This is a genomic window from Burkholderia sp. Bp8998, assembly GCF_003854235.1.
Lineage (GTDB): Bacteria > Pseudomonadota > Gammaproteobacteria > Burkholderiales > Burkholderiaceae > Burkholderia.
On the sequence record NZ_QTQF01000037.1, the window covers coordinates 57,016 to 77,251 of the forward strand.

Here is a 20,236-nt window from a genome sequence, read left to right on the forward strand (position 1 = left end):
AAGTTATCGGTGTAAACGCTAGATCGCCTGAATTTGACCGCTTATGTACCATGGTAATTATCGATATCAAGTCGGATTCATCGCAACCATGAGCGAAACGGCAGCACTGGAAGAAGCGGACGTCGTGGTCACGGCGTTGCAGGGGTTCTCGCTGGACGAGAGCCGGTCATATACGGAGCAGGTGCATGCGCTGCTGCGCCACGCGATCGTGCGTGGCGCGCTGCCGCCGCGCACCGCGTTGTCGGAGGCGGTGATCTCCACGACGATCAAGGTCAGCCGCACGCCGGTGCGCGAGGCGTTCGCGCAGCTTGCCGACGAGCGGCTCGTGCAGATCATCCGCAAGGTCGGCACGCTGGTCGCGCCGATTCCGGTGTCGATCCTCGAGGAAGGGCGCTTCGCGCGCAGCACGCTGGAATGCGCGAACCACGTCGAGCTCGCGCAGAAGATCACGCCGGCGCAACTCGCGGAGCTGTCGCGGATCATCGACGCGCAGCGCGAGGCGGTGGCCGCCGGCGACGTCGAGGCGTTCTTCGAGCTCGACGAGGCGATGCACGGCCGGATGTTCGCGTTCGCGGGCCGGCCGCACGTGTGGGAAATGCTGCAGCCGATGAAGCGCCAGTTCGATCGCGTGCGCTGGCTGCTGCTCGACCGCGTCGAGGATCACGCGCGCCGCGCGCTGCAGGAACACGAGCAGATCCTCGCGCACATCGCGTCACGCAACATGGCGCTGCTCGGCGCGTCGGTCGCGTCGCACGTCGACCGGATCGGCTCGCATCTGCCGGACGTGCGTAGCCGCGCGCCCCATTACTTTGTCGACTGACACCTGAAATGCCCGCTGGAGGGAGCGCAGTGAAAATCGAACGCTTGCAGACCATCGTCACGTGTCCGGGCCGGAACTTCGTGACGGTGAAGATCGTGACCGACGAAGGCGTCCATGGCCTCGGCGACGCAACGCTCAACGGGCGCGAACTCGCGGTGCGCGCGTACCTGGAAGACCATGTGTTCCCTTGCCTCGTCGGCCGCGACCCGCGCAACATCGAGGACATCTGGCAATACCTGTATCGCGGCGCGTACTGGCGGCGCGGCCCCGTGACGATGACGGCGATCGCCGCGATCGACATGGCGCTGTGGGACATCCTGGGCAAGCTCGCCGGCATGCCCGTCTATCAGTTGCTCGGCGGCAAGAGCCGCGACGGCCTGATGGTGTACGGCCATGCGAACGGTCGCGATCACGAGGAGGCGGTCGACGCGGTGCGCGCGCACATCGAGGCCGGCTATCGCGCGATCCGCGTGCAGTCCGGCGTGCCGGGGCTCGACAAGGTGTACGGCGTCGGCAAGACGGCCGGTGCGTACGAGCCCGCCGAAAAGGGGCTGCCGCCCGAGGAGCCGTGGGACACTGCGCTCTACCTGCGCCACACGCCGGAACTGTTCCGCAAGGTGCGCGACGCCGTCGGCGACGCGCCGCATCTGCTGCACGACGCGCATCACCGGCTCACGCCGATCGAGGCCGCGCGGCTCGGCCGCGATCTCGAGCCGCATCGGCTGTTCTGGCTCGAGGATGCGACGCCCGCGGAGAACCAGGACGCGTTCCGCCTGATCCGCCAGCACACGACGACGCCGCTCGCGGTCGGCGAGGTGTTCAACTCGATCTGGGATTGCAAGGACCTGATCCGCGACCAGCTGATCGACTACATCCGCGCGACCATCGTGCATGCGGGCGGCATCACGCACGTGCGGCGCATTGCCGACTACGCGGCGATGTACCAGGTGCGCACCGGTTTCCACGGCGCGACCGACCTGTCGCCCGTCTGCATGGCGGCGGCCGTGAACTTCGGACTGTGGGCGCCGAACTTCGGCATCCAGGAACTGATGCCGCACAGCGCGCTGACCGATGAAGTGTTTCCGCACAACTACCGCTTCGAGGACGGCTACCTCGTGATGGACGACGTGCCGGGCCTCGGCGTCGACATCGACGAGACGCTGGCCGCGAAATATCCGTACGAGCGCGCGTACCTGCCGGTCGCCCGGCTGCGCGACGGCTCGATGTGGAACTGGTGAGCGCCGAAGATCAGAAGGAGAGAACCGAAATGTTGAGCGTCGTTGTCGATCGTCCGAACAGCATGGGCGTGCGTGAAGTGCCGCTGCCCGCGCCCGCCGCCGGCGAAGTGCGCGTGAAGGTGCGCTATGCGGGCATCTGCGGGTCGGACCTGCACATCTTTCACGGCAAGAATCCGTTCGTGTCGTACCCGCGCATCATCGGCCATGAATTCGTCGGCACGATCGAGTCGGTCGGCGCGGGCGTCGACGCCGCGCGGCTCGGCGAGACCGTCGCGGTCGATCCGGTGATCAGCTGCGGGCAGTGTCATGCGTGCACGATTGGCCGGCGCAACGTGTGCCGGCACCTGACCGTGCTCGGCGTGCATCGCGACGGCGGCTTCAGCCAGTACACGTGCGTGCCGGCCGGCAATGCATACCGGATTCCGGAAGCGATCGCCGATACCTGCGCGGCGATCGTCGAACCGTTCGCGGTAGCCGCGAACGCGACGTCGCGCACCGGTGTGCTGCCGGGCGATGTCGCGCTGATCTATGGCGCCGGCACCGTCGGGCTGACGATCCTGCAGGTGCTCAAGCGCGTGTACGGGATTCGCGCGTTCATCACCGACCGGCTCGACGCGCGACTGCAGCTCGCGCGCAAGTGCGGCGCGGCGGAGGACGAGATCATCAACACGAGCGTCGAGTCCTTGTCCGACGCGCTGGAACAGCGCGGCGTCGACGGCGGCCCGACGCTGATCTTCGATGCGGTCTGCCATCCGTCGATTCTGGAGGAGGCCGTGCGGATCGCCGCGCCGGCGGGCCGGATCGGCGTGCTCGGGTTTTCGTCGGAGCCGTCGGCGATCGTGCAGGCGGAGCTGACGAAGAAGGAACTGACGCTCGCCGCATCGCGGCTGAACTGCGCGATGTTCCCGCAGGTGATCGACTGGATTGCCCGCGGGCTGATCGAGCCCGAGCACATCGTCACGCACAAGGTGGGCTTTCGCGACGTCGCGCAGGCGTTCGAGATGGCGGAGCGCAATCCCGAGAAAAGCTGCAAGATCCTGCTCGATTTCGCGGGCGGCTGATGCGGCTTGCCTACCGTGTCGTGTCGACGGCCGGGGCACGTCGCGTGTGTCGCGCGGCCTCGGCCGACCGGTACGAAGGTGCGACGGTGCGTCAGAACGACACCGTCGTCGTCAGCGTGACGAGACGCGGCTCGCCGACCGCGACGATCAGGTTGCTGCTGCTCGACGGATAGTAGGTCTTGTCGAGCAGGTTCTTCACGTTGAGCTGGATGCGCGTCGGGAACTTGCCGATCGTCGTCTCGTAGGCCGCGAACGCATCGACGGTCACGTAGCCGGGCAGCGTGAAGCTGTTCGCGGTGTCGCCGGGGCGTGCACCGACGAGCCGCGCACCGCCGCCGAAGCGCCAGCGTCCGGGCAGGTTTGCAATCGCCGTGTCGTACACCGCGAACAGGCTGCCGGTGTGGCGCGCGACGTTGACGAGCGGTGTGTTGCTGTCGCGGTCGTTCGCGTTCGTATATGCGTAGCTGCCGATCAGGCTCAGGTGCCGCGTGAGTTGCCCCGCGACGTCGAGTTCGATCCCGCGCGAGCGGGCGGTGCCGATCGTCGACGTGATGTCGCCAACGGTCACGGCGACGTTGCGCTTGTCGATCTGGTAGGCCGCGAGCGTGCCGGTGATGCCGGGCTTCAGGTTGAACTTCAGGCCGGCTTCCAGCACGCGGCCGAATTCCGGCGCGAGCGGCGACGCCACATTCGATGCGACGTTCGGCTTGAACGAGCGGCTGACGTTCGCGTATGCGGTGAGCGACGGCGTGAGTGCATACGCGAGCCCGAACTGCGGCAGCCACACATTGCCGTGCGAGCGATCGGCGAACACGAACGGCCGCCCCATCCCCGATTCCTGCTGCCAGTCCTCCCATCGCAGCCCGCCGACCGCGGTGAGCCGGTCGGTGATCTTCACCGAGTCCTGCACGATCATCGAATACGTGTGAACCAACGACCGCGAATCGCTCTGCTTCGCGCTCGCCGTGCCGCCGGGCGCGAGCAGGCCGTAGACGGGATCGTAGAGATTGAAGCCCTTGGTCGCCGTGCCGCGGATCGTGTCGCCGCGGAAGCTGCGTTGCCGCTCGTATTCGCCGCCGATGTAGAGCGAGTGGTTCATTCCCGCGAGCGTCAGGTTGCCGAGCAGGCCGAGCGTCGCGATCTGGTCGGAGTCGTTGCGCCCGAGGTTCGCATCGGACGAGCGCGACAGCGCGCCGGTCGTGCTGTTGAACGCGGTGGCGCGCGTGATGTACTGATCGTAGCGGTCGCGGCCCCAGCCATAGGTCGCGCGCATGCGCCACGCGTCGGAGAAGCGGTGCTCGACGCGCGCGCGCAGCGTTTCCTGGATCCCGCTGCTTTGCGCCCACGCCTCCTCGTAGCGGCGATAGCGCAGCGCATCGTCGGGGCGGCCGTTCACGAGCACGGTGCCGCGATCGAACGGCGTCGTGTAGTCGACGTACTGGTAGCTGACGTCGATCGACGTGTTCGCGTCGTGCCACGATAGCGCGGGCGCGATCAGCGCGTTGCGCTCGCGACCGAAGCTGCGCCAGTAGCGGCTCGTGTCGTATTCGCCGGTGAGCCGGAACGCGAGCGTGCCGCCCGCGACCTGGCCCGGCTTGCCGAGCGGGCCGGTCAGGTCGAACTGCGCGCTGCCGCCGCCGTGGCTCGTGCGCGAGGCCGAGATCGAGCCGCCGAATGTCTCTTCCGGCTTGCGCGTGACGAGGTTGATCACGCCGCCCGGGTCCTGCATTCCGTACAGCAGCGAAGCCGGGCCCTTCAGCACTTCGACGCGGTCGATCGTCGCGAGGTAGCTGTGCAGCACCGGCGTGCGCACGCCGTCGACGAGCACGGAACCGTCGTTGTTCGAGCCGAAACCGCGCTTGATGAACGCGTCGCGCGTGCCGCCGAGCGTGTTGGTCTGCGTGACGCCGCTGATGTTGCCGAGCACGTCGTCGAGCGAGCGCGCCTGCTGGTCCTGCATCACGCTGCTGCTGACCACCGCGACCGATTGCGGAATCTCCTTGAGCGGGCGGTCGTCGCCGCCGGCGACGCTGCTGGTGCGCGGCTGGTAGCCGACGGTCGGATCGGCGGCCGCCGATGCGCTGACGCTGATCGCCGGCAGTTCGCGTTCGGGCGACACGGGTGTCGATGTGGGCGCGGCCGCCGATGCCGAAGCCGCCGAGGCAGGTTCGACATCAGCATGCGCGCCGCTTGCGACGCAAAGGGTGATCAGGGCAGGCAGGCTCGCGCGCCACGGACGCAAGGTCCGCGCGCGGCGGGGCGGTCGACGGGATGGCATGAATCGATGAATGGACGGAATGCTATGGATGAAGGCGCCTGCCGCAGCGTTTCGCGGATTCGCTGCGGCAGGACGCGCATGATATACGTAATGAGAATCGTTTGCAATTGTGATGAGGCCGATGCGGATCGTGAATCGCGACTGCCGGGCCGTCGACCGTCTGCTACGGGTAGCGGCCAAAGTCAGACGCGGTGAAATTCATCGAGAGCCGGGGGCTGCGCCATGCGGCGAGATCAAGCCGTTCACGGCCTCCGCGAATATCCGTTTCCGTTGCGTGAACGCAGGTTATATCGACGCGCCGGCGCTGCCCGGGCTGAAGCTCGCGCATTGCCGGCTCGCCGATTGAACGGTGGGCGGTGTCCCGCGGATCAGAACTTCTGCTGGATGCCGGCCATCACGCCGAGCTGGTTCATCCCGGTGCCGACCGTCCCGCCGGCGGCGACCGCGTTCGCGGCCAGCTGGCTGTTGAACATGTAGCCCACCGACGTATAGACGGTCGTGCGCTTCGACAGGAAATAGTTCGCGCGGCCGACGAGCAGCGTGGCATTCGTGCCTTCGCTGTGTTCGCGGCGTTGCAGGTAGCGCACGCCCTGCAGGTCGAGCGCGAGGTAGGGCGTCGCGTAGTAGGTGCCGCCCGCGAACACGATGTCGGCCTGCAGGTGTTCGGCCGCTGCGAGGTTGCGGCGGATCCACCCGGCGCCCAGTTTCGCGGGGCCGATCTTCACGTAGCCGGCGACGATGTCGCGCGTGTCGGTGTACGCCGGATTGTTCAGTGGCGCTAGCGCGCCGCCGCCGCCGCGCATCACGTCGTGCGACGCGGCCAGCCCGAAATTGCTCGCGTCATACGCGAGCATCGCCGTGTACTGGCGGCACGCGACGATATCGCCGGGCACCTGTCCGGCGCAGCCCGTCGCCGACGGTCCCGCCGGCCCGGCCGCGTCGCGGCCGAAGCTGTAGGTGGCGCCGAGCGTCACGCCGTGGAACGTGCCCTTGTAGCCGATCGCGTTGTCGCTGCGCGCGTTCGGCAGATAGGAGTCGAAGTCCGCCATCGAATGAATCGACGGGCCGATCACGTCGGCATTGGTCAGCACGATCATCGACATGTTCATCTGGCGGCCGAGAGTCAGCGCGCCGAACGGACTGTTTACGCCCACGTTCGCCTGCCGCCCGAACAGGCGCCCGCCGTAGTTCAGCGCGCCGGTGCCGGGCTGGAAGCCGTTTTCGAGCACGAAGAAGGCCTGGTAGCCGCCGCCGAGATCCTCCGTGCCTCTCAGGCCCCAGCGTGACGGTACTTCGCCGGTCAGCGTCGGCATCCCGGTGAACGACCCGCCGTGCGCGGCGTTGTTGTAGTAGGACACGCCGGTATCGATGATCCCGTACAGCGTGACGCTGCTTTGCGCACAGGCCGGTCCGGCCAGCGCCATCGCCGTCGCGAGTGCGACGCTCGGTTTCGTTTTCATGGCTGTCTCCAAACAGTATGTAGATATACTTATCGATTTTTTTAATGCCCCGGACATGTCCGGGATGCCGAAGAGTATCGGCAGGACTACGGGCGTCGCGCGTTACGACATCGCCGGATCACGTTGCCGGTGCGGTGCCGCGGCACGCGCGCCTGCCACGGCGACGGCGATCGCGGCGCCAGCCATCGGCACGAGGAACGCGAGATAGAGATGGGACACGGACCAGCCGTCGTCCAGCAGCGCACCCACCGTTATCGGCGACAGGATCGCGCCGAGGCGGCCGATGCCGACCGCGAGACCGATGCCGGTCGTGCGAATCTCGGCGGGATAGGGCGTCGGCGACAGCGCATACATGCCGGCCACGCACGAATTGATCACGGCACCGAGGAACACCGCGACCGTCATCCCGATGCCGAGCGAGCCGGTGTTCATACCGAACACGACCATCAGCGCGCCGCCCAGCAGCAGCGTCGCGCCCAGCAGGTTGCGCAGGCCGACCCGCGTCGACAGGAGGCTGAACAGCGACGCGCCCGCGATGCCGCCGAGATTGAGCAGCACGCCGCCGGTCACGCCCTGCGATGCCGACAGACCGGCCTGGACCAGCAGCTTCGGCGTCCAGCTCACGACGAAGTAGAAGCTGCCCATCACAAGAAAGAACGCGATCCACAGCGCGATCGTGCGGCGCGTGAGCGGTGCGCGCAGCACGGCCGTCCAGCTCGACGCGGGGTTCGCCGTGTCGATGGACGCAGTCGCTGCCGGCAACGCATCGATCGGCGCGCGCTTCATTCTCGCGAGGATGCGGTTGATTTTCTGCAGCGCGTTGTCCGGATGCCGCGCCAGCAGGAAGTCGAGTGATTCCGGCAGCAGCGCGAGCACCATCGGGATCGACATCAAGGTGAGGATGCCGCCGAACGCGAACACGCTGCGCCATCCCCACGTCGACAGCAGGTAACCGGCAATGACGCCGCCGGCGGTGGCGCCGATCGCGTAGCCGGTCGACTGCATGCCGATCGCGGCGCTGCGCCACTTGTTCGACGCATACTCGCCGCTGATCACGGTCAGGCTCGCCAGCATGCCGCCGATGCCGAGCCCGGTGTAGGCACGCGTGATCGCGAGTTGCAGCGTGCTGTGCGTGGCCGCGCAGGCGAGCATCCCGGTCGAGATCACGGCGAGGCAGAGCAGGATGATGCGGCGGCGGCCGACGCGGTCGGCCAGCGGCGCGATCAGCACGGAGCCGATGCCCATCCCGGCGAGCCCGGCGCTCAGCAGCAGGCCGATTTCCTTGCCGCTCAGTTTCCACTCGGCCGCCAGGTGCGGCGCGGCAAACGCGATGGCCAGCACGTCGAAGCCGTCGAGCATGTTCAGCACGACGCAGGCCGTGACCGCCATCGTCTGGAATGCGCTCATCGGGGATTCGTCGATCGTAGTGCGGATATTTGCGCTCACGTCAAAGATCCTTCATAAAGTAGTATGACTAATTAAATGGAATGGTCGCGAAGCCGGCGATAGCGAATGAGACGAAAGCGAAGGCGAAAACGAATGCGTGCGCTGACGGGCAACCCGGAGAGCACGCACCGCGACCGGCTGGCGTCGTTCCCGCGCCGGCGCGAGGGTTACGCGGGTTGGGGTTGCAGCAGCAGCCGCTCGATCACGCGTCGCGCGCGATTGGGGCCCGCGTCGACATGAATGTCGATCTGGCGGCCGTCCGGAAACCGCAACTGATTCCGGTATTGCGCTTCGATCACGGTCTTGTCCTCGTCGAACGTCGCCGCGGATTGCTCGATGACCGTCCGCGCGACGCGTTCGACGTCGTGTTGCGGATTGGTCGCGACGGTCCAGAAGTAGTGCGTCGTGGTGTCCGTCTCGGGCGTGATGCCATGGAAGCCGCGCATGTGAAAGCCGCCGCGCGCCGGATCGAGCAGGTCGCCGGTGCCGGCGTCCATCGCACCGGTCCAGATCCGGATGTGCGACACGTGGAATTCGATCTCCTGCCAGCGGTCGACGCGGCCCGCGAACGGCCATGCAGCCTTGTAGGTCGGTGGCGGGTCGGAATCGGGCATCCGGCGGACCAGCGTCACCGTGTCGCCGTCGCTGCTGACGCGGGTGTCCGCGCCCATGTGCAGCGGCGCGTTGCCGCCGATCGTTTTCAGGTGGACATAGCCGAGGTGGCTCAGGTCCATCAGGTTGTCGTGAATCAGCTGATACGGCGCGTCGTAATGGTAGTGGCCGCCGCCGAAGTGGTATTGCGGATCCGTGTGAAACGTATAGCGCGGCGGCGCGCAGGTCGGTTGGGCGTGCGCGTCGGCGCCGATCCAGATCCATACGATTGCGTCCTGTTCCTGCACGGGATACGACGACACGCACGCCTTCGCCGGAATCCGGTCCTGGCCGGGAATCTCCACGCAGGCGCCGCCGCGGTCGAACAGCAGCCCGTGATAGCCGCAGCGCAGGCCGCGCGCTTCGAGCGAGCCGCACGACAGCGGCAGCGACTTGTGGCAGCAGCGATCCTCCAGCGCGCCGACTTCCCCGGACGGCAGGCGGAACAGGACGACCGGGCGGCCGAGCAGCGTGCGGGCGACGGGGGTGTCCGTCAGTTCGGACGACCGGGCGGCGACCCACCAGCGGTCGAGTGGAAACTTAGTAGTATTGATTGGGGGGCGGACGTGATGCTCCATTGATCGTCTCCAGTATTGGGGTTGGCCGCCTCGTGTCGGGCGGTCCGTCTACAGATCGAGTACCAGCAGGTCGCTTCGCGATCGCGAACAGCACGGCATGAACTGGTCGCCGGCCGCTTGTTCCGCCTCCGTCAGATACGAATCGCGATGATCGGGCTCGCCTTCGAGCACGCGCGTCACGCAGGTGCCGCATACGCCTTGTTCGCACGACGTCAGCACGTCGACGCCGTTGGCCGCCAGCGCCGCGATGACCGTGCATTCGGCCGGCACGTCGATCACCTTGCCGCTGCTGGCGATCCGGACCTGGAACGCGCGATCCGCGTCGGACGACGCAACTGCGCCGCCGAAGAACTCGTAGTGCAGCCTTGCTTCGGCCCAGTTGCGCTCGCGCGCGGCGTTCAGCACCGCATCCATGAAGCCGCGCGGGCCGCATACGTACAGGTGCGTGCCGTCGGGCGCCGCGGCGAGCACCGAGGCCAGGTCGAAGCGTTGCGCGGGGTCGCCGTCGTCGACGTGGAAGCGGGCGCGGTCATGGAACCCGGCTGAGTTGATCCGCTCGACGAAGGCCATGCGGTCGGTCGAGCGTGCGCAGTAGTGCATGTCGAATGGCATGCCGGACGAGAACAGCCGTTCCGCCATGCAGAGAATCGGCGTGACGCCGATCCCGCCGGCGAGCAACAGGTGGTGCGGGGCGTCGGGTGCGAGCGGAAATTGATTGCGCGGCATGCCGATCCGCACGGTGTCGCCTTGCCGGACTGCGTCGTGAATCGCGCGCGACCCGCCGCGACCTTCGGCATCGCGCAGCACCGCGATCTGGTAGCGATCGCCGTGCTCCGGGTGGTTGCACAGCGAATACTGGCGCACGAGCCCGCCCGGCAAATGCACGTCGATATGCGCGCCGGCGTCGAAGCGCGGCAACGGCGAACCGTCGTCGCTGACGAATTCGAAACCGCAGATGTCGCGCGCCTCCTGCCACTTGCGGGCCACCCGGACCGTCAGCGTCGCGGCGCTCATGACGCCTCCTTGATCTGCGCGACCGGAATCACGGGCCGCTGCGGGCTCGACGCGTTTTCGTCGGCGAGCATTCGCTCGATCACCTTGCGCGACAGCACGCCGCCGGCGTCGATGTTGAGCTTGAGCAGCTTGCGGTCCGGCCACTGCTCGAGGTTGCGCTGCTGGCGCTCGAGCATCTCGAGATCCTCGGCGAAGATCTTGCCCTGGCCTTCGCGGATCTCGGCGGTCAGCGCGTGATCGTCGGGCCGGAAGTTGCGCGCCATCCCCCAGAAGTACCAGATCGAGGAGTCCGTCTCGGGCGTGATGAAGTCGACCACGATCGACGATGCCTTCACGTCGGCCGGCGCGTCGTAGCCGCCGCGGCCCGCATGCGCGACGCCCACTTCGATCATCACGTGGCTCGGCGGCGTGAAGCGGCAGATCTGCCAGCGGTCGACCGGCACGTCGTCGGCGAGGCCATTGCCGCGCAGCGCCATCTGCCAGAACGGCGGCGGCATTACGTTCTCCATGAAGCGGCTGGTGACGACTTCGTCGTCGTTGCTGGACGTCTTCGGCGGCGCTTCGTCGATTTCTTTCTGGCCGATGCTTGTCGCATGCACGTAGGTCTCGTGCGTGAGGTCCATCAGGTTGTCGATCATCAGCCGGTAGTCGCAGCGAATGTGATACAGGCCGCCGCCGTGCGCCCAGGCCGGATCCTCGGCCCACTGCAGCGCGGGCAGCTTGTCGGGATCGGCTTCGGACGCATCGCCCGGCCAGACCCAGACGAATCCATACCGCTCGACCGCCGGGAAGTTGCGGATCGGCGGGAAGCCGCCGACGCGCTGGCCCGGCATGCCGGTTGCCTTGCCGTTGCAGCCCATTTCCAGCCCGTGATAGCCGCACACGAGCACGCCGTCGCGCACGAATCCCAGCGACAGCGGCGCGCCGCGGTGCGGGCAGAAATCCTCGAGCGCGGCGACCTGGCCGTCCGTCGCGCGGTAGAACACCATTGACTCGTTGCAGATCTTGCGGCCCAGCGGCTTGCCGTCGATTTCATCGGGCGTGCACGCCACATACCAAGCGTTCTTGAGAAACACGTTCGTCGTCTCCTTCAGGTCGATGCCGCCGGTCCGCGGCAGCCCTTCATTCAGTGTGCTGAATGAGATTCAGTGTACGCATTGAGATTGGCTCGGGCAAGGCGGGCGGTATACTGGTTTTCCCGGGAAATGGCGCGAGGCAGCGCCATGCCGTCGGCGCACGCAACGGCGTGCGCCGCCTCTGTCATCGACTCATTCATGGAAAAAACGAATCCCGCCGACGCGCCGGCTTTCCCGCTCGACCTGTACGACGAACCCGGGCACCTGATCCGGCGCGCACACCAGATCGCGGTCGCGATGTTCTACGAGAAGCTGGGCCGGGACGTGACGCCGGTGCAGTACGCGGTCCTGCGGATGCTTTACGAGTGCCCGGGGCTCGACCAGGTGACGCTCGCGCAGCGGGTGGCGCTCGACACGTCGACGACCGCGGATCTCGCGGTCCGGCTCGAAGCGAAAGGACTGATCGTCCGTGAGGTGTTGCCGCGGCGTCAGCGGCGCCTGCTGTTGACGCCGGCGGGCGTGGAGCTTCTCACGCACCTGATTCCGTCGGTGAAGGAACTGCGTGCCGGCCTGTTCGACGGGATGGGCGAGGAGGACTCGCAGGAACTGATGCGGCTGTTGCGCAAGTTCGTCCATCTGAACAACGAGCAGAGCCGCGCGCCGCTGCGGATCGACGAGGCGTCGTAGCGGTTGAATTTCGCGCGATGGAGGCGGTGACGCGGCAGGGCGGCAGGCGCGCCGCGCCGCCTGCCGGCATCACGGACGTGACGCTTCCCCTTCCAGCCGCCGCACCGCTTCCGCGACTTCGTTCCTGAAGCGCACCAGCGCCGCCTGCTCCGGCGCGGGCGGCTGCACGGCCGCCCACAGCATGTCGATCAGCTGCGTGGCCGTCGTTTCCGTATCGAGCTTGCGGTGCCCGAGGATCGCATCCCACAGCACGTGCTCGATCGGCCCGAACACCATCGAGCGCAGCAGGCTCAGCGGCATGTCGTCGCGCACCTGCCCGGCCGCCTGGCCGCGCGCGAGCACGTCCATCAACGGCGCCGTGTAGCGGCGCTGCAGCGCGGTGAGCTCGTCGCTCAGCGCATGCTGCTTCGCACGCCCCTCCGACAGCACCAGCGCGCACAGCCCCGTGCCGTTCACCAGCATCAGCCGCAGGTGCGTGCGCACGATGAACGCGAATTGCTGCTGCACCGGCGCTTCCCGCGGCATCCCGAGCTCGAACGCGGCAATGATTTCGTCATACCAGTCGGCGATTACGCGCGCGCACAGCTCGCGCTTGCCGCGGAAGTAGCTGAACACCGTCGCCTCCGATACGCCCACGCGCTGCGCGATCTCGGCGGCCGTCGCATGCTCGTAGCCCTTTTCGGCGAACACTTCACGACCGGCGCGCAGGATGTCCTGCACGCGCTGCTGGGACTTGCGCCCGGCGGGTGCGCGCGACGGCTCGGCGCGGTCGGCTTTGGCGGTGGCGGTCATGGTGTCGGCGGTAGCGGCTGTCATGCTGCAATGATATCTGAGTGTCACTCAAAAAACTATTGACGGCAAGCGGGACGAGGCGCGAAACTGTGCAAAATTTCCGCTGTATTGGCTTAATGAATCGACGCATTGATCCGATTTGAGCGAAACTCAGAAATCGGCGCGTGCGACCCACTTTCTGGAGACGGAGGAGACATGATCAACCTGCCCGGTGTGCAATTCATGCTCGGTGAAGACATCGAGATGCTGCGCGACGCCGTCGCGACGTTCGCGGCGAAGGAAATCACGCCGCGCGCGGCGGAGGTCGACCGCACCGACCAGTTTCCGATGGATCTGTGGAAGAAGTTCGGCGATCTCGGCGTGCTCGGGATGACGGTGGCCGAGGAGTACGGCGGCGCGAACATGGGCTACACCGCGCACATGGTCGCGATGGAGGAGATCTCGCGCGCCTCGGCGTCGATCGGCCTGTCGTACGGCGCGCACTCGAACCTGTGCGTGAACCAGATCCACCGCAACGGCACTGACGCGCAAAAGCGGAAGTACCTGCCGAAGCTCGTGTCGGGCGAACACATCGGCGCGCTCGCGATGAGCGAGCCGAACGCGGGCTCCGACGTCGTCAGCATGAAGCTGCGCGCGGACAAGCGCGGCAACCATTACGTGCTCAACGGCACGAAGATGTGGATCACCAATGGCCCCGACTGCGACACGCTCGTCGTCTACGCGAAGACGGACATCGACGCCGGCCCGCGCGGCATCACCGCGTTCATCGTCGAGAAGGGGATGAAGGGCTTCTCGGTCGCGCAGAAGCTCGACAAGCTCGGCATGCGCGGGTCGCACACGGGCGAGCTCGTGTTCCAGGACGTCGAAGTGCCGGAAGAGAACATCCTCGGCCAGCTCAACGGCGGCGTGAAGGTGCTGATGAGCGGCCTCGACTACGAACGCGCGGTGCTGTCGGGCGGCCCGACGGGCATCATGGCCGCGTGTCTCGACGCGGTGGTCCCGTATATCCACGACCGCAAGCAGTTCGGCCAGTCGATCGGCGAATTCCAGCTGATCCAGGGCAAGGTCGCCGACATGTACACCACGTTCCAGGCATGCCGCGCATACCTGTACGCGGTCGGCCGCCATCTCGACTCGGCGGGCACCGACCACATTCGCCAGGTGCGCAAGGACTGCGCGGGCGTGATCCTCTACACGGCCGAGAAGGCCACGTGGATGGCCGGCGAGGCGATCCAGATCCTCGGCGGCAACGGCTACATCAACGAATACCCGGTCGGCCGTCTGTGGCGCGATGCGAAGCTGTACGAGATCGGCGCCGGCACGAGCGAGATCCGCCGGATGCTGATCGGCCGCGAGCTGTTCGCGGAAACGATGTAACGCCCCACGTCACGCGAACGGAGCCCCGTCGATGCCGATCATCGAATCGAAACTGAACCCGCGTTCGGAAGACTTCCGCGCGAATGCCGCTGCGCTCGAGGCAGTCGTCGCCGACCTGCGCGCGAAGATCGAACAGCTCGCGCAAGGCGGCGGCCAGGCCGCGCGCGACAAGCACCTGTCGCGCGGCAAGCTGCTGCCGCGCGACCGCATCGCGCAACTGCTCGATCCCGGCGCGCCGTTCCTCGAGTTCTCGCAGCTCGCGGCGAACGGCATGTACAACGACGACGCGCCGGGTGCGGGCGTGATCACCGGGATCGGCCGGATCGCGGGCCGCGAGTGCGTGATCGTGTGCAACGACGCGACGGTCAAGGGCGGCACCTACTACCCGATGACCGTGAAGAAGCACGTGCGCGCGCAGGAAATCGCCGCGGAAAACCGGCTGCCGTGCGTGTATCTCGTCGATTCGGGCGGCGCGAACCTGCCGAACCAGGACGACGTGTTTCCCGATCGCGACCACTTCGGCCGCATCTTCTTCAACCAGGCGACGATGTCGGCGGCGGGGATCGCGCAGATCGCCGTCGTGATGGGCTCGTGCACGGCCGGCGGCGCCTACGTGCCGGCGATGAGCGACGAGTCGATCATCGTGAAGAACCAGGGCACGATTTTCCTCGGCGGGCCGCCGCTCGTGAAGGCCGCGACCGGCGAGGAAGTGAGCGCCGAGGATCTCGGCGGCGGCGACGTGCATACGCGCCTGTCGGGCGTGGCCGACCATCTCGCGCAGAACGACGCGCATGCGCTGTCGATCGCGCGCAACATCGTCGATCACCTCGCGCCGAAGATCGCGTCGCCGGTCGCGCTGCGTGAACCGAAGGCACCGCGCCACGACGCGAAGAGCCTGTACGGCGTGATTCCGGTCGACACGCGCAAGCCGTTCGACGTGCGCGAGGTGATCGCGCGCATCGTCGACGATTCGGAGTTCGACGAATTCAAGGCGCGCTTCGGCACGACGCTCGTCACGGGTTTCGCGCACATCTGGGGCCATCCGGTCGGGATCGTCGCGAACAACGGCATCCTGTTCTCCGAGTCGGCCGTGAAGGGCGCGCATTTCATCGAGCTGTGCTGCCAGCGCAAGATTCCGCTCGTGTTCCTGCAGAACATCACGGGCTTCATGGTCGGCCGCAAGTACGAGAACGAAGGCATCGCGCGCCATGGCGCGAAGATGGTGACGGCCGTGTCGAACGCGAAGGTGCCGAAGTTCACGGTGATCATCGGCGGCTCGTTCGGCGCCGGCAACTACGGGATGTGCGGCCGCGCGTTCGGCCCGCGCTTCCTGTGGATGTGGCCGAACGCGCGCATCTCGGTGATGGGCGGCGAGCAGGCCGCGTCGGTGCTCGCGACGGTGCGCCGCGACGGCATCGAGGCGAAGGGCGGTTCGTGGTCGGCCGAGGAAGAGGATGCGTTCAAGCAGCCGATCCGCGATCAGTACGAGCGCCAGGGCCATCCGTACTACGCGAGCGCGCGGCTGTGGGACGACGGCGTGATCGACCCAGCGCAGACGCGCGACGTGCTGGGGCTCGGCCTCGCCGCGTCGATGAACGCGCCGATCGACGACACGCGCTTCGGCGTGTTCCGCATGTAACGGCCGGGAGGACTGACCGATGCGATACGAAACGATCAAGGTAAGCGAAGCCGGCCGCGTGGCGACCGTCACGCTCGCGCGGCCCGACGTGCGCAACGCGTTCAACGAGACGACGATCGCCGAGCTGACCACCGCGTTCGAGTGGCTCGACGCGCACGCCGGCGTGCGCGCGATCGTGCTCGCCGCGGAGGGCGCGGCGTTCTGCGCGGGCGCGGACCTGAACTGGATGAATAAGATGGCCGGTTACTCGGACGACGAGAACCGTGCCGACGCGCGCAAGCTCGCACGCATGCTCGAGGCGATCCATCGCTGCGGCAAGCCGGTGATCGCGCGCGTGCACGGCGACGCGTATGCGGGCGGCGTGGGCCTCGTCGCGGCGGCCGACATCGCGATCGCCGCCCACGGCGTGAAGTTCTGCCTGTCCGAAGCGCGGCTCGGGCTGATTCCCGCGACGATCGCGCCGTACGTCGTGCGTGCGATGGGCGAGCGCGCGGCGCGCCGCTACTTCACGACGGCCGAGGTATTCGACAGCGCGCGCGCCGCGTCGCTCGGCTTCATTCACGACGCGGTGCCGGCCGATGCGCTCGACGAAACGGTCGCGAAGCTGGCCGCGACGCTCGTCGCGAACGGCCCCGACGCGGTGCAGGCGTGCAAGCGGCTCGTCGCCGACGTGGCCGGCCGGCCGCTCGACGCGACGCTGATCGAGCAGACCGCCGACTGGATCGCGCGCACCCGAGCCGGCGCGGAAGCGCGCGAAGGGATCGCGTCCTTTCTCGAGAAACGCACGCCTTCGTGGCGTGAATGACGGCGTGCCCATAACTTTCCGGACGACATCGAAGCCATGTTCGACAAGATTCTGATCGCCAACCGCGGCGAAATCGCCTGCCGCGTCGCCGCGACGTGCAAACGTCTCGGGATCGCGAGCGTCGCCGTCTATTCCGACGCGGACGCGAACGCGAAGCACGTCGCCGCCTGCGACGAAGCCGTGCATATCGGCGGCTCGGCGGCCGCGGACAGCTACCTGCGCATCGAGCGCATCATCGAGGCCGCGCGCGCGACCGGCGCGCAGGCCATTCACCCGGGCTACGGCTTCCTGTCGGAGAACGAGGACTTCGCGCACGCGTGCGAGGCGGCCGGTATCGCGTTCATCGGGCCGCCGGTCGACGCGATCGCGGCGATGGGTTCGAAGGCGGCCGCGAAGGCGCTGATGCATGCGGCCGCCGTGCCGCTCGTACCCGGCTATCACGGCGACAACCAGGACGCGGTCCGCCTGCATCGCGAAGCCGACGAGATCGGCTACCCGGTGCTGCTGAAGGCCAGCGCGGGCGGCGGTGGCAAGGGCATGCGCGTGGTCGAGCGCTCCGCCGACTTCCCGGCGGCGCTCGCGTCGTGCCAGCGCGAAGCCGCGAGCAGCTTCGGCAACGACCGCGTGCTGATCGAGAAATACCTGACGCGCCCGCGTCACGTCGAGGTGCAGGTGTTCGGCGACACGCACGGCAATACCGTGTACCTGTTCGATCGCGACTGCTCGGTGCAGCGCCGCCACCAGAAGGTGCTCGAGGAAGCGCCGGCGCCGGGCCTGCACGAAGACGTGCGCGAGGCGATGGGCCAGGCGGCCGTCGCGGCCGCGCGCGCGGTGGGCTACGTCGGCGCGGGCACCGTCGAATTCATCATGACGGGCGAAGCGTTCTACTTCATGGAAATGAACACGCGCCTGCAGGTCGAGCATCCGGTCACCGAAATGGTCACGGGGCTCGATCTCGTCGAATGGCAGTTGCGCGTCGCGTCCGGCGAGCCGCTGCCGCTGACGCAGGACGAACTGCGCGTGCAGGGTCACGCGATCGAGGCGCGTCTTTACGCGGAGAACCCGGCGCGCGGCTTCCTGCCGTCCACCGGCACGCTGAAGCACCTGCGGCTGCCGGAAGGCGTCGAGTTCGCGATCGGCGCGCCGGTGCGCGTCGACAGCGGCGTGCGCGAAGGCGACGCGATCACGCCGTTCTACGATCCGATGATCGCGAAGCTGATCGTGCACGGCGCGGACCGCGCGGAAGCGCTCGGCCGGATGCTGCGCGCGCTGCGTGCGTGCGAGGTGGTCGGCCTGCACACGAATGCCGCGTTCCTGCAGCGGATCGTCACGTGCCAACCGTTCGCGATCGCCGATCTCGACACGGGCCTGATCGAGCGCAACCACGATGCGCTGTTCGCGCCGCAACAGCCGCCGCGCGCGACGCTCGCGCTGGCCTGCGCGGCGCTGCTCGCGGGCGAACGCGACGCGGGCGCGCGGGAAGGCGCGTCGCCGTGGCGTGCGCTGCCGGACTGGCGGCTCAACGGCGGTTATCGCCGCACGCTCGAATGGCATGCGCCCGAACGCGAAGCGGACGTGACGGTTGTCTACGAGGACGACGGCGGCAGCACGCGCCTCGCCACCGGCGACGCGGCCGCGCAGCCGTTCGCGTGGTCGCGTGGCGCGACGCCGCTCGACTTCGACGTGACGCTCGACGGCGTGCGCAGCAGCGGCCGCGTGTATGCGGACGGCGACAGTTTCCACGTGTTCACGCAGGGTGTCGCCGAGACCTTCGAATGGCGCAACGTGCTCGCGCACGCGGGCGATGCCGAGCATGGCGGCGGCCGCCTGACCGCGCCGATGCCCGGCAAGGTGATCGCGGTGCTGGTCGAGCCGGGCCAGAAGGTCGAGGCCGGCACGCCGCTGATCGTGATGGAAGCGATGAAGATGGAGCACACGATCGGCGCGCCGGGCGCGGGTGTCGTCGCGGAAGTGCTGTACGGCGTCGGCGACCAGGTCGCGGATGGCGCGCAGTTGCTGATGATGGCGGAAGGCTGAGCGGGGCACGTGCGTGAGGGCCGTTGCCGGCCCTCACGGAAAGGGCGGGCATCGCGCTTCACGGCGCGCAAGGCCTGACGTCGCTGCGGAGGCTGGCGAAGATCCGAAGCCGGCCGTCGTTGCTCGCAGACAAGAATAATTGATACGCGCGCAACGTCTTCAAGGTGTTTGAATAATCAACTGATCCCCAACCATTGAACGGCGGCGCAACCTGCGCCGTTTTGTATCGATTCGTCCGCTGCAACAGTCGTTGAAGAATTGAAAGCGGATCCTTCCAGACTTCTGCGCCAAAACGACCGGGCTTGCTTCCCTTGTGGATGAAGGGGCAAGGCGACAGTGACCGCTTTCCAGGTGTCAGGAAAATCAGGTTCGATTAGAGCAACAGTCGCATCTTCCCGCTCACTGACTGCGCTACCGTGACCGCCGCGATGTGCGCCGGTGTCCTGCGCATTGGTCAAACAAGCGTAGCTGTGGGAGTAATCGAGATGACGAACAAATATAATGATTCACGGAAACCTTACGCCGCAAGAGCTTTTTCTCTTGATTGCTGTCGACGTGGCTTGCGATGAATTGGGTATTGATGAGGTTGTCGGTATTGCAATGATTTTGTTGGGTCAAAGATTCGTGCCGACGAGAGGGAAATTCGGCGGGGCAGTCAAGGGAACTTCGGTCGCGTCAAGGGTCTCGAGGAAATTGCTGCCCTACGAGATCAAGCACAAAATTTTGCCGACGGTAACGTCATTCAAGAGTTTCGTGCTTCTCCGGGTCAAATTTACCAGAGAACTCGGCGTGTTTGTCGGACGGGCCGTACCGGTAGTTGGATGGATTATTACCGCTGCCGACATTTCGATCATAATGTATCGTTCTGCAATCAAGTGCAATGGCCTGGTCAAGCGGGAGGATCGTTTTTAATGGACGCTCGTCTGATAGAGATGGTGCGGGATGAGGCTGATTCGCCATTGTGGGGTGAACTTGAAATTACTCCGGAAACGGATCTCTGTATCGATCTTGAAATTTCCGATAGGGCGATGTTGAGGTTGATGCGGAGATTTTCCGAAGAATTCTGTGTTGATATCGCTGATTTTGATATGGATTGTTATTACCCGTCCAGAAAGCTGGGGTTTGGTCGATTTTTGGTGGAGGTATTGAAGTCGCCGTTTAGTGCCGGCGCCAAGGATAAAATACTGGAGCGTCCGCTAAGGAATGTCTGCAAAACCTTCGCGTGACGGCGGCATGTGAGACAGTAGCGGCATGAAACAGATCAGCCTTGTTGGAAC

18 protein-coding genes are annotated in these 20,236 nt (G+C 66.6%); 11 read left to right on the forward strand and 7 right to left on the reverse strand.

The window, feature by feature from the left end:
* The first annotated feature begins 88 nt into the window (after positions 1-88).
* Genes DIE06_RS29355 through DIE06_RS29365 form a run of 3 tightly spaced genes read left to right on the forward strand, consistent with a single transcriptional unit; the run spans position 89 to position 3,119 of the window.
* Positions 89-820 (forward strand): GntR family transcriptional regulator, encoded by a 732-nt coding sequence (locus DIE06_RS29355; RefSeq protein ID WP_124664409.1) that lies wholly within the window; start codon positions 89-91, stop codon positions 818-820.
* A gap of 29 nt (positions 821-849) precedes the next feature.
* Positions 850-2,058: a D-mannonate dehydratase ManD gene (manD, locus tag DIE06_RS29360; protein ID WP_059790940.1), complete on the forward strand. Its 1,209-nt coding sequence runs from the start codon at positions 850-852 to the stop codon at positions 2,056-2,058.
* 29 nt (positions 2,059-2,087) lie between these two features.
* On the forward strand, positions 2,088-3,119 hold the full coding sequence (locus DIE06_RS29365) for a Zn-dependent oxidoreductase (RefSeq protein WP_124664410.1): 1,032 nt from the start codon (positions 2,088-2,090) through the stop codon (positions 3,117-3,119).
* Positions 3,120-3,210: 91 nt separating this feature from the next.
* On the opposite strand, the gene DIE06_RS29370 is transcribed toward DIE06_RS29365, so the two are convergent.
* On the reverse strand, positions 3,211-5,397 hold the full coding sequence (locus DIE06_RS29370) for a TonB-dependent siderophore receptor (protein WP_124664411.1): 2,187 nt from the start codon (positions 5,395-5,397) through the stop codon (positions 3,211-3,213).
* Between the two features lie 121 nt (positions 5,398-5,518).
* Here DIE06_RS29370 and DIE06_RS29375 point away from each other — a divergent pair, with 121 nt between their 5' ends.
* Entirely contained in the window at positions 5,519-5,743 is a 225-nt protein-coding gene (locus DIE06_RS29375) for a hypothetical protein (protein WP_124664412.1), read from the forward strand.
* A 22-nt stretch (positions 5,744-5,765) separates the two neighbouring features.
* Here DIE06_RS29375 and DIE06_RS29380 read toward each other — a convergent pair whose 3' ends face one another.
* The 5 genes from DIE06_RS29380 to DIE06_RS29400 all read right to left on the reverse strand — a co-directional run bounded on the left by DIE06_RS29380 (position 5,766) and on the right by DIE06_RS29400 (position 11,622).
* A complete protein-coding gene (locus DIE06_RS29380) occupies positions 5,766-6,857 on the reverse strand; it encodes a porin (protein WP_124664413.1) in 1,092 nt (363 codons plus the stop codon).
* A gap of 102 nt (positions 6,858-6,959) precedes the next feature.
* Positions 6,960-8,303 (reverse strand): MFS transporter, encoded by a 1,344-nt coding sequence (locus DIE06_RS29385; protein WP_124664414.1) that lies wholly within the window; start codon positions 8,301-8,303, stop codon positions 6,960-6,962.
* Between the two features lie 167 nt (positions 8,304-8,470).
* Positions 8,471-9,532, reverse strand: a complete 1,062-nt coding sequence (locus DIE06_RS29390; protein WP_124664415.1) for a Rieske 2Fe-2S domain-containing protein — start codon at positions 9,530-9,532, stop codon at positions 8,471-8,473.
* A 48-nt stretch (positions 9,533-9,580) separates the two neighbouring features.
* Positions 9,581-10,546, reverse strand: a complete 966-nt coding sequence (locus DIE06_RS29395; protein ID WP_124664416.1) for a PDR/VanB family oxidoreductase — start codon at positions 10,544-10,546, stop codon at positions 9,581-9,583.
* Positions 10,543-11,622: an aromatic ring-hydroxylating dioxygenase subunit alpha gene (locus DIE06_RS29400; protein WP_124664417.1), complete on the reverse strand. Its 1,080-nt coding sequence runs from the start codon at positions 11,620-11,622 to the stop codon at positions 10,543-10,545. Before DIE06_RS29400 ends, DIE06_RS29395 begins: the two co-directional genes overlap by 4 nt.
* 198 nt (positions 11,623-11,820) lie before the next feature.
* Between DIE06_RS29400 and DIE06_RS29405 the strand changes: the two genes are divergently transcribed.
* Positions 11,821-12,309, forward strand: a complete 489-nt coding sequence (locus DIE06_RS29405) for a MarR family winged helix-turn-helix transcriptional regulator (protein ID WP_124664418.1) — start codon at positions 11,821-11,823, stop codon at positions 12,307-12,309.
* Positions 12,310-12,378: 69 nt separating this feature from the next.
* Here the strand turns inward: DIE06_RS29405 and DIE06_RS29410 are convergent, their stop codons facing one another.
* A complete protein-coding gene (locus DIE06_RS29410) occupies positions 12,379-13,125 on the reverse strand; it encodes a TetR/AcrR family transcriptional regulator (RefSeq protein ID WP_124664419.1) in 747 nt (248 codons plus the stop codon).
* A gap of 171 nt (positions 13,126-13,296) precedes the next feature.
* Between DIE06_RS29410 and DIE06_RS29415 the strand changes: the two genes are divergently transcribed.
* The 6 genes from DIE06_RS29415 to DIE06_RS29440 all read left to right on the forward strand — a co-directional run bounded on the left by DIE06_RS29415 (position 13,297) and on the right by DIE06_RS29440 (position 20,185).
* Positions 13,297-14,478 (forward strand): isovaleryl-CoA dehydrogenase, encoded by a 1,182-nt coding sequence (locus DIE06_RS29415; protein ID WP_124664420.1) that lies wholly within the window; start codon positions 13,297-13,299, stop codon positions 14,476-14,478.
* 31 nt (positions 14,479-14,509) lie between these two features.
* On the forward strand, positions 14,510-16,117 hold the full coding sequence (locus tag DIE06_RS29420; protein WP_124664421.1) for a carboxyl transferase domain-containing protein: 1,608 nt from the start codon (positions 14,510-14,512) through the stop codon (positions 16,115-16,117).
* Between the two features lie 19 nt (positions 16,118-16,136).
* Positions 16,137-16,922, forward strand: coding sequence for an enoyl-CoA hydratase/isomerase family protein (locus DIE06_RS29425; protein ID WP_124664422.1), 786 nt, complete (start codon positions 16,137-16,139; stop codon positions 16,920-16,922).
* A 36-nt stretch (positions 16,923-16,958) separates the two neighbouring features.
* Entirely contained in the window at positions 16,959-18,959 is a 2,001-nt protein-coding gene (locus DIE06_RS29430) for an acetyl/propionyl/methylcrotonyl-CoA carboxylase subunit alpha (protein ID WP_124664423.1), read from the forward strand.
* A 501-nt stretch (positions 18,960-19,460) separates the two neighbouring features.
* Positions 19,461-19,871: an STM2901 family protein gene (locus tag DIE06_RS29435; protein ID WP_260433806.1), complete on the forward strand. Its 411-nt coding sequence runs from the start codon at positions 19,461-19,463 to the stop codon at positions 19,869-19,871.
* On the forward strand, positions 19,871-20,185 hold the full coding sequence (locus tag DIE06_RS29440) for a DUF1493 family protein (protein ID WP_124664424.1): 315 nt from the start codon (positions 19,871-19,873) through the stop codon (positions 20,183-20,185). Before DIE06_RS29435 ends, DIE06_RS29440 begins: the two co-directional genes overlap by 1 nt.
* The last annotated feature ends 51 nt before the right edge of the window (positions 20,186-20,236 follow it).

Excerpts from the sequence above, each read along its gene's own strand:
- DIE06_RS29355 (WP_124664409.1), top strand. The coding sequence starts at position 89 with ATGAGCGAAACGGCAGCACTGGAAGAAGCGGACGTCGTGGTCACGGCG.
- DIE06_RS29365 (WP_124664410.1), top strand. The coding sequence starts at position 2,088 with ATGTTGAGCGTCGTTGTCGATCGTCCGAACAGCATGGGCGTGCGTGAA.
- DIE06_RS29370 (WP_124664411.1), bottom strand. The coding sequence starts at position 5,397 with ATGCCATCCCGTCGACCGCCCCGCCGCGCGCGGACCTTGCGTCCGTGG.
- DIE06_RS29375 (WP_124664412.1), top strand. The coding sequence starts at position 5,519 with ATGCGGATCGTGAATCGCGACTGCCGGGCCGTCGACCGTCTGCTACGG.
- DIE06_RS29380 (WP_124664413.1), bottom strand. The coding sequence starts at position 6,857 with ATGAAAACGAAACCGAGCGTCGCACTCGCGACGGCGATGGCGCTGGCC.
- DIE06_RS29390 (WP_124664415.1), bottom strand. The coding sequence starts at position 9,532 with ATGGAGCATCACGTCCGCCCCCCAATCAATACTACTAAGTTTCCACTC.
- DIE06_RS29395 (WP_124664416.1), bottom strand. The coding sequence starts at position 10,546 with ATGAGCGCCGCGACGCTGACGGTCCGGGTGGCCCGCAAGTGGCAGGAG.
- DIE06_RS29405 (WP_124664418.1), top strand. The coding sequence starts at position 11,821 with ATGGAAAAAACGAATCCCGCCGACGCGCCGGCTTTCCCGCTCGACCTG.
- DIE06_RS29410 (WP_124664419.1), bottom strand. The coding sequence starts at position 13,125 with ATGACAGCCGCTACCGCCGACACCATGACCGCCACCGCCAAAGCCGAC.
- DIE06_RS29415 (WP_124664420.1), top strand. The coding sequence starts at position 13,297 with ATGATCAACCTGCCCGGTGTGCAATTCATGCTCGGTGAAGACATCGAG.
- DIE06_RS29420 (WP_124664421.1), top strand. The coding sequence starts at position 14,510 with ATGCCGATCATCGAATCGAAACTGAACCCGCGTTCGGAAGACTTCCGC.
- DIE06_RS29425 (WP_124664422.1), top strand. The coding sequence starts at position 16,137 with ATGCGATACGAAACGATCAAGGTAAGCGAAGCCGGCCGCGTGGCGACC.
- DIE06_RS29430 (WP_124664423.1), top strand. The coding sequence starts at position 16,959 with ATGTTCGACAAGATTCTGATCGCCAACCGCGGCGAAATCGCCTGCCGC.
- DIE06_RS29435 (WP_260433806.1), top strand. The coding sequence starts at position 19,461 with ATGATTCACGGAAACCTTACGCCGCAAGAGCTTTTTCTCTTGATTGCT.
- DIE06_RS29440 (WP_124664424.1), top strand. The coding sequence starts at position 19,871 with ATGGACGCTCGTCTGATAGAGATGGTGCGGGATGAGGCTGATTCGCCA.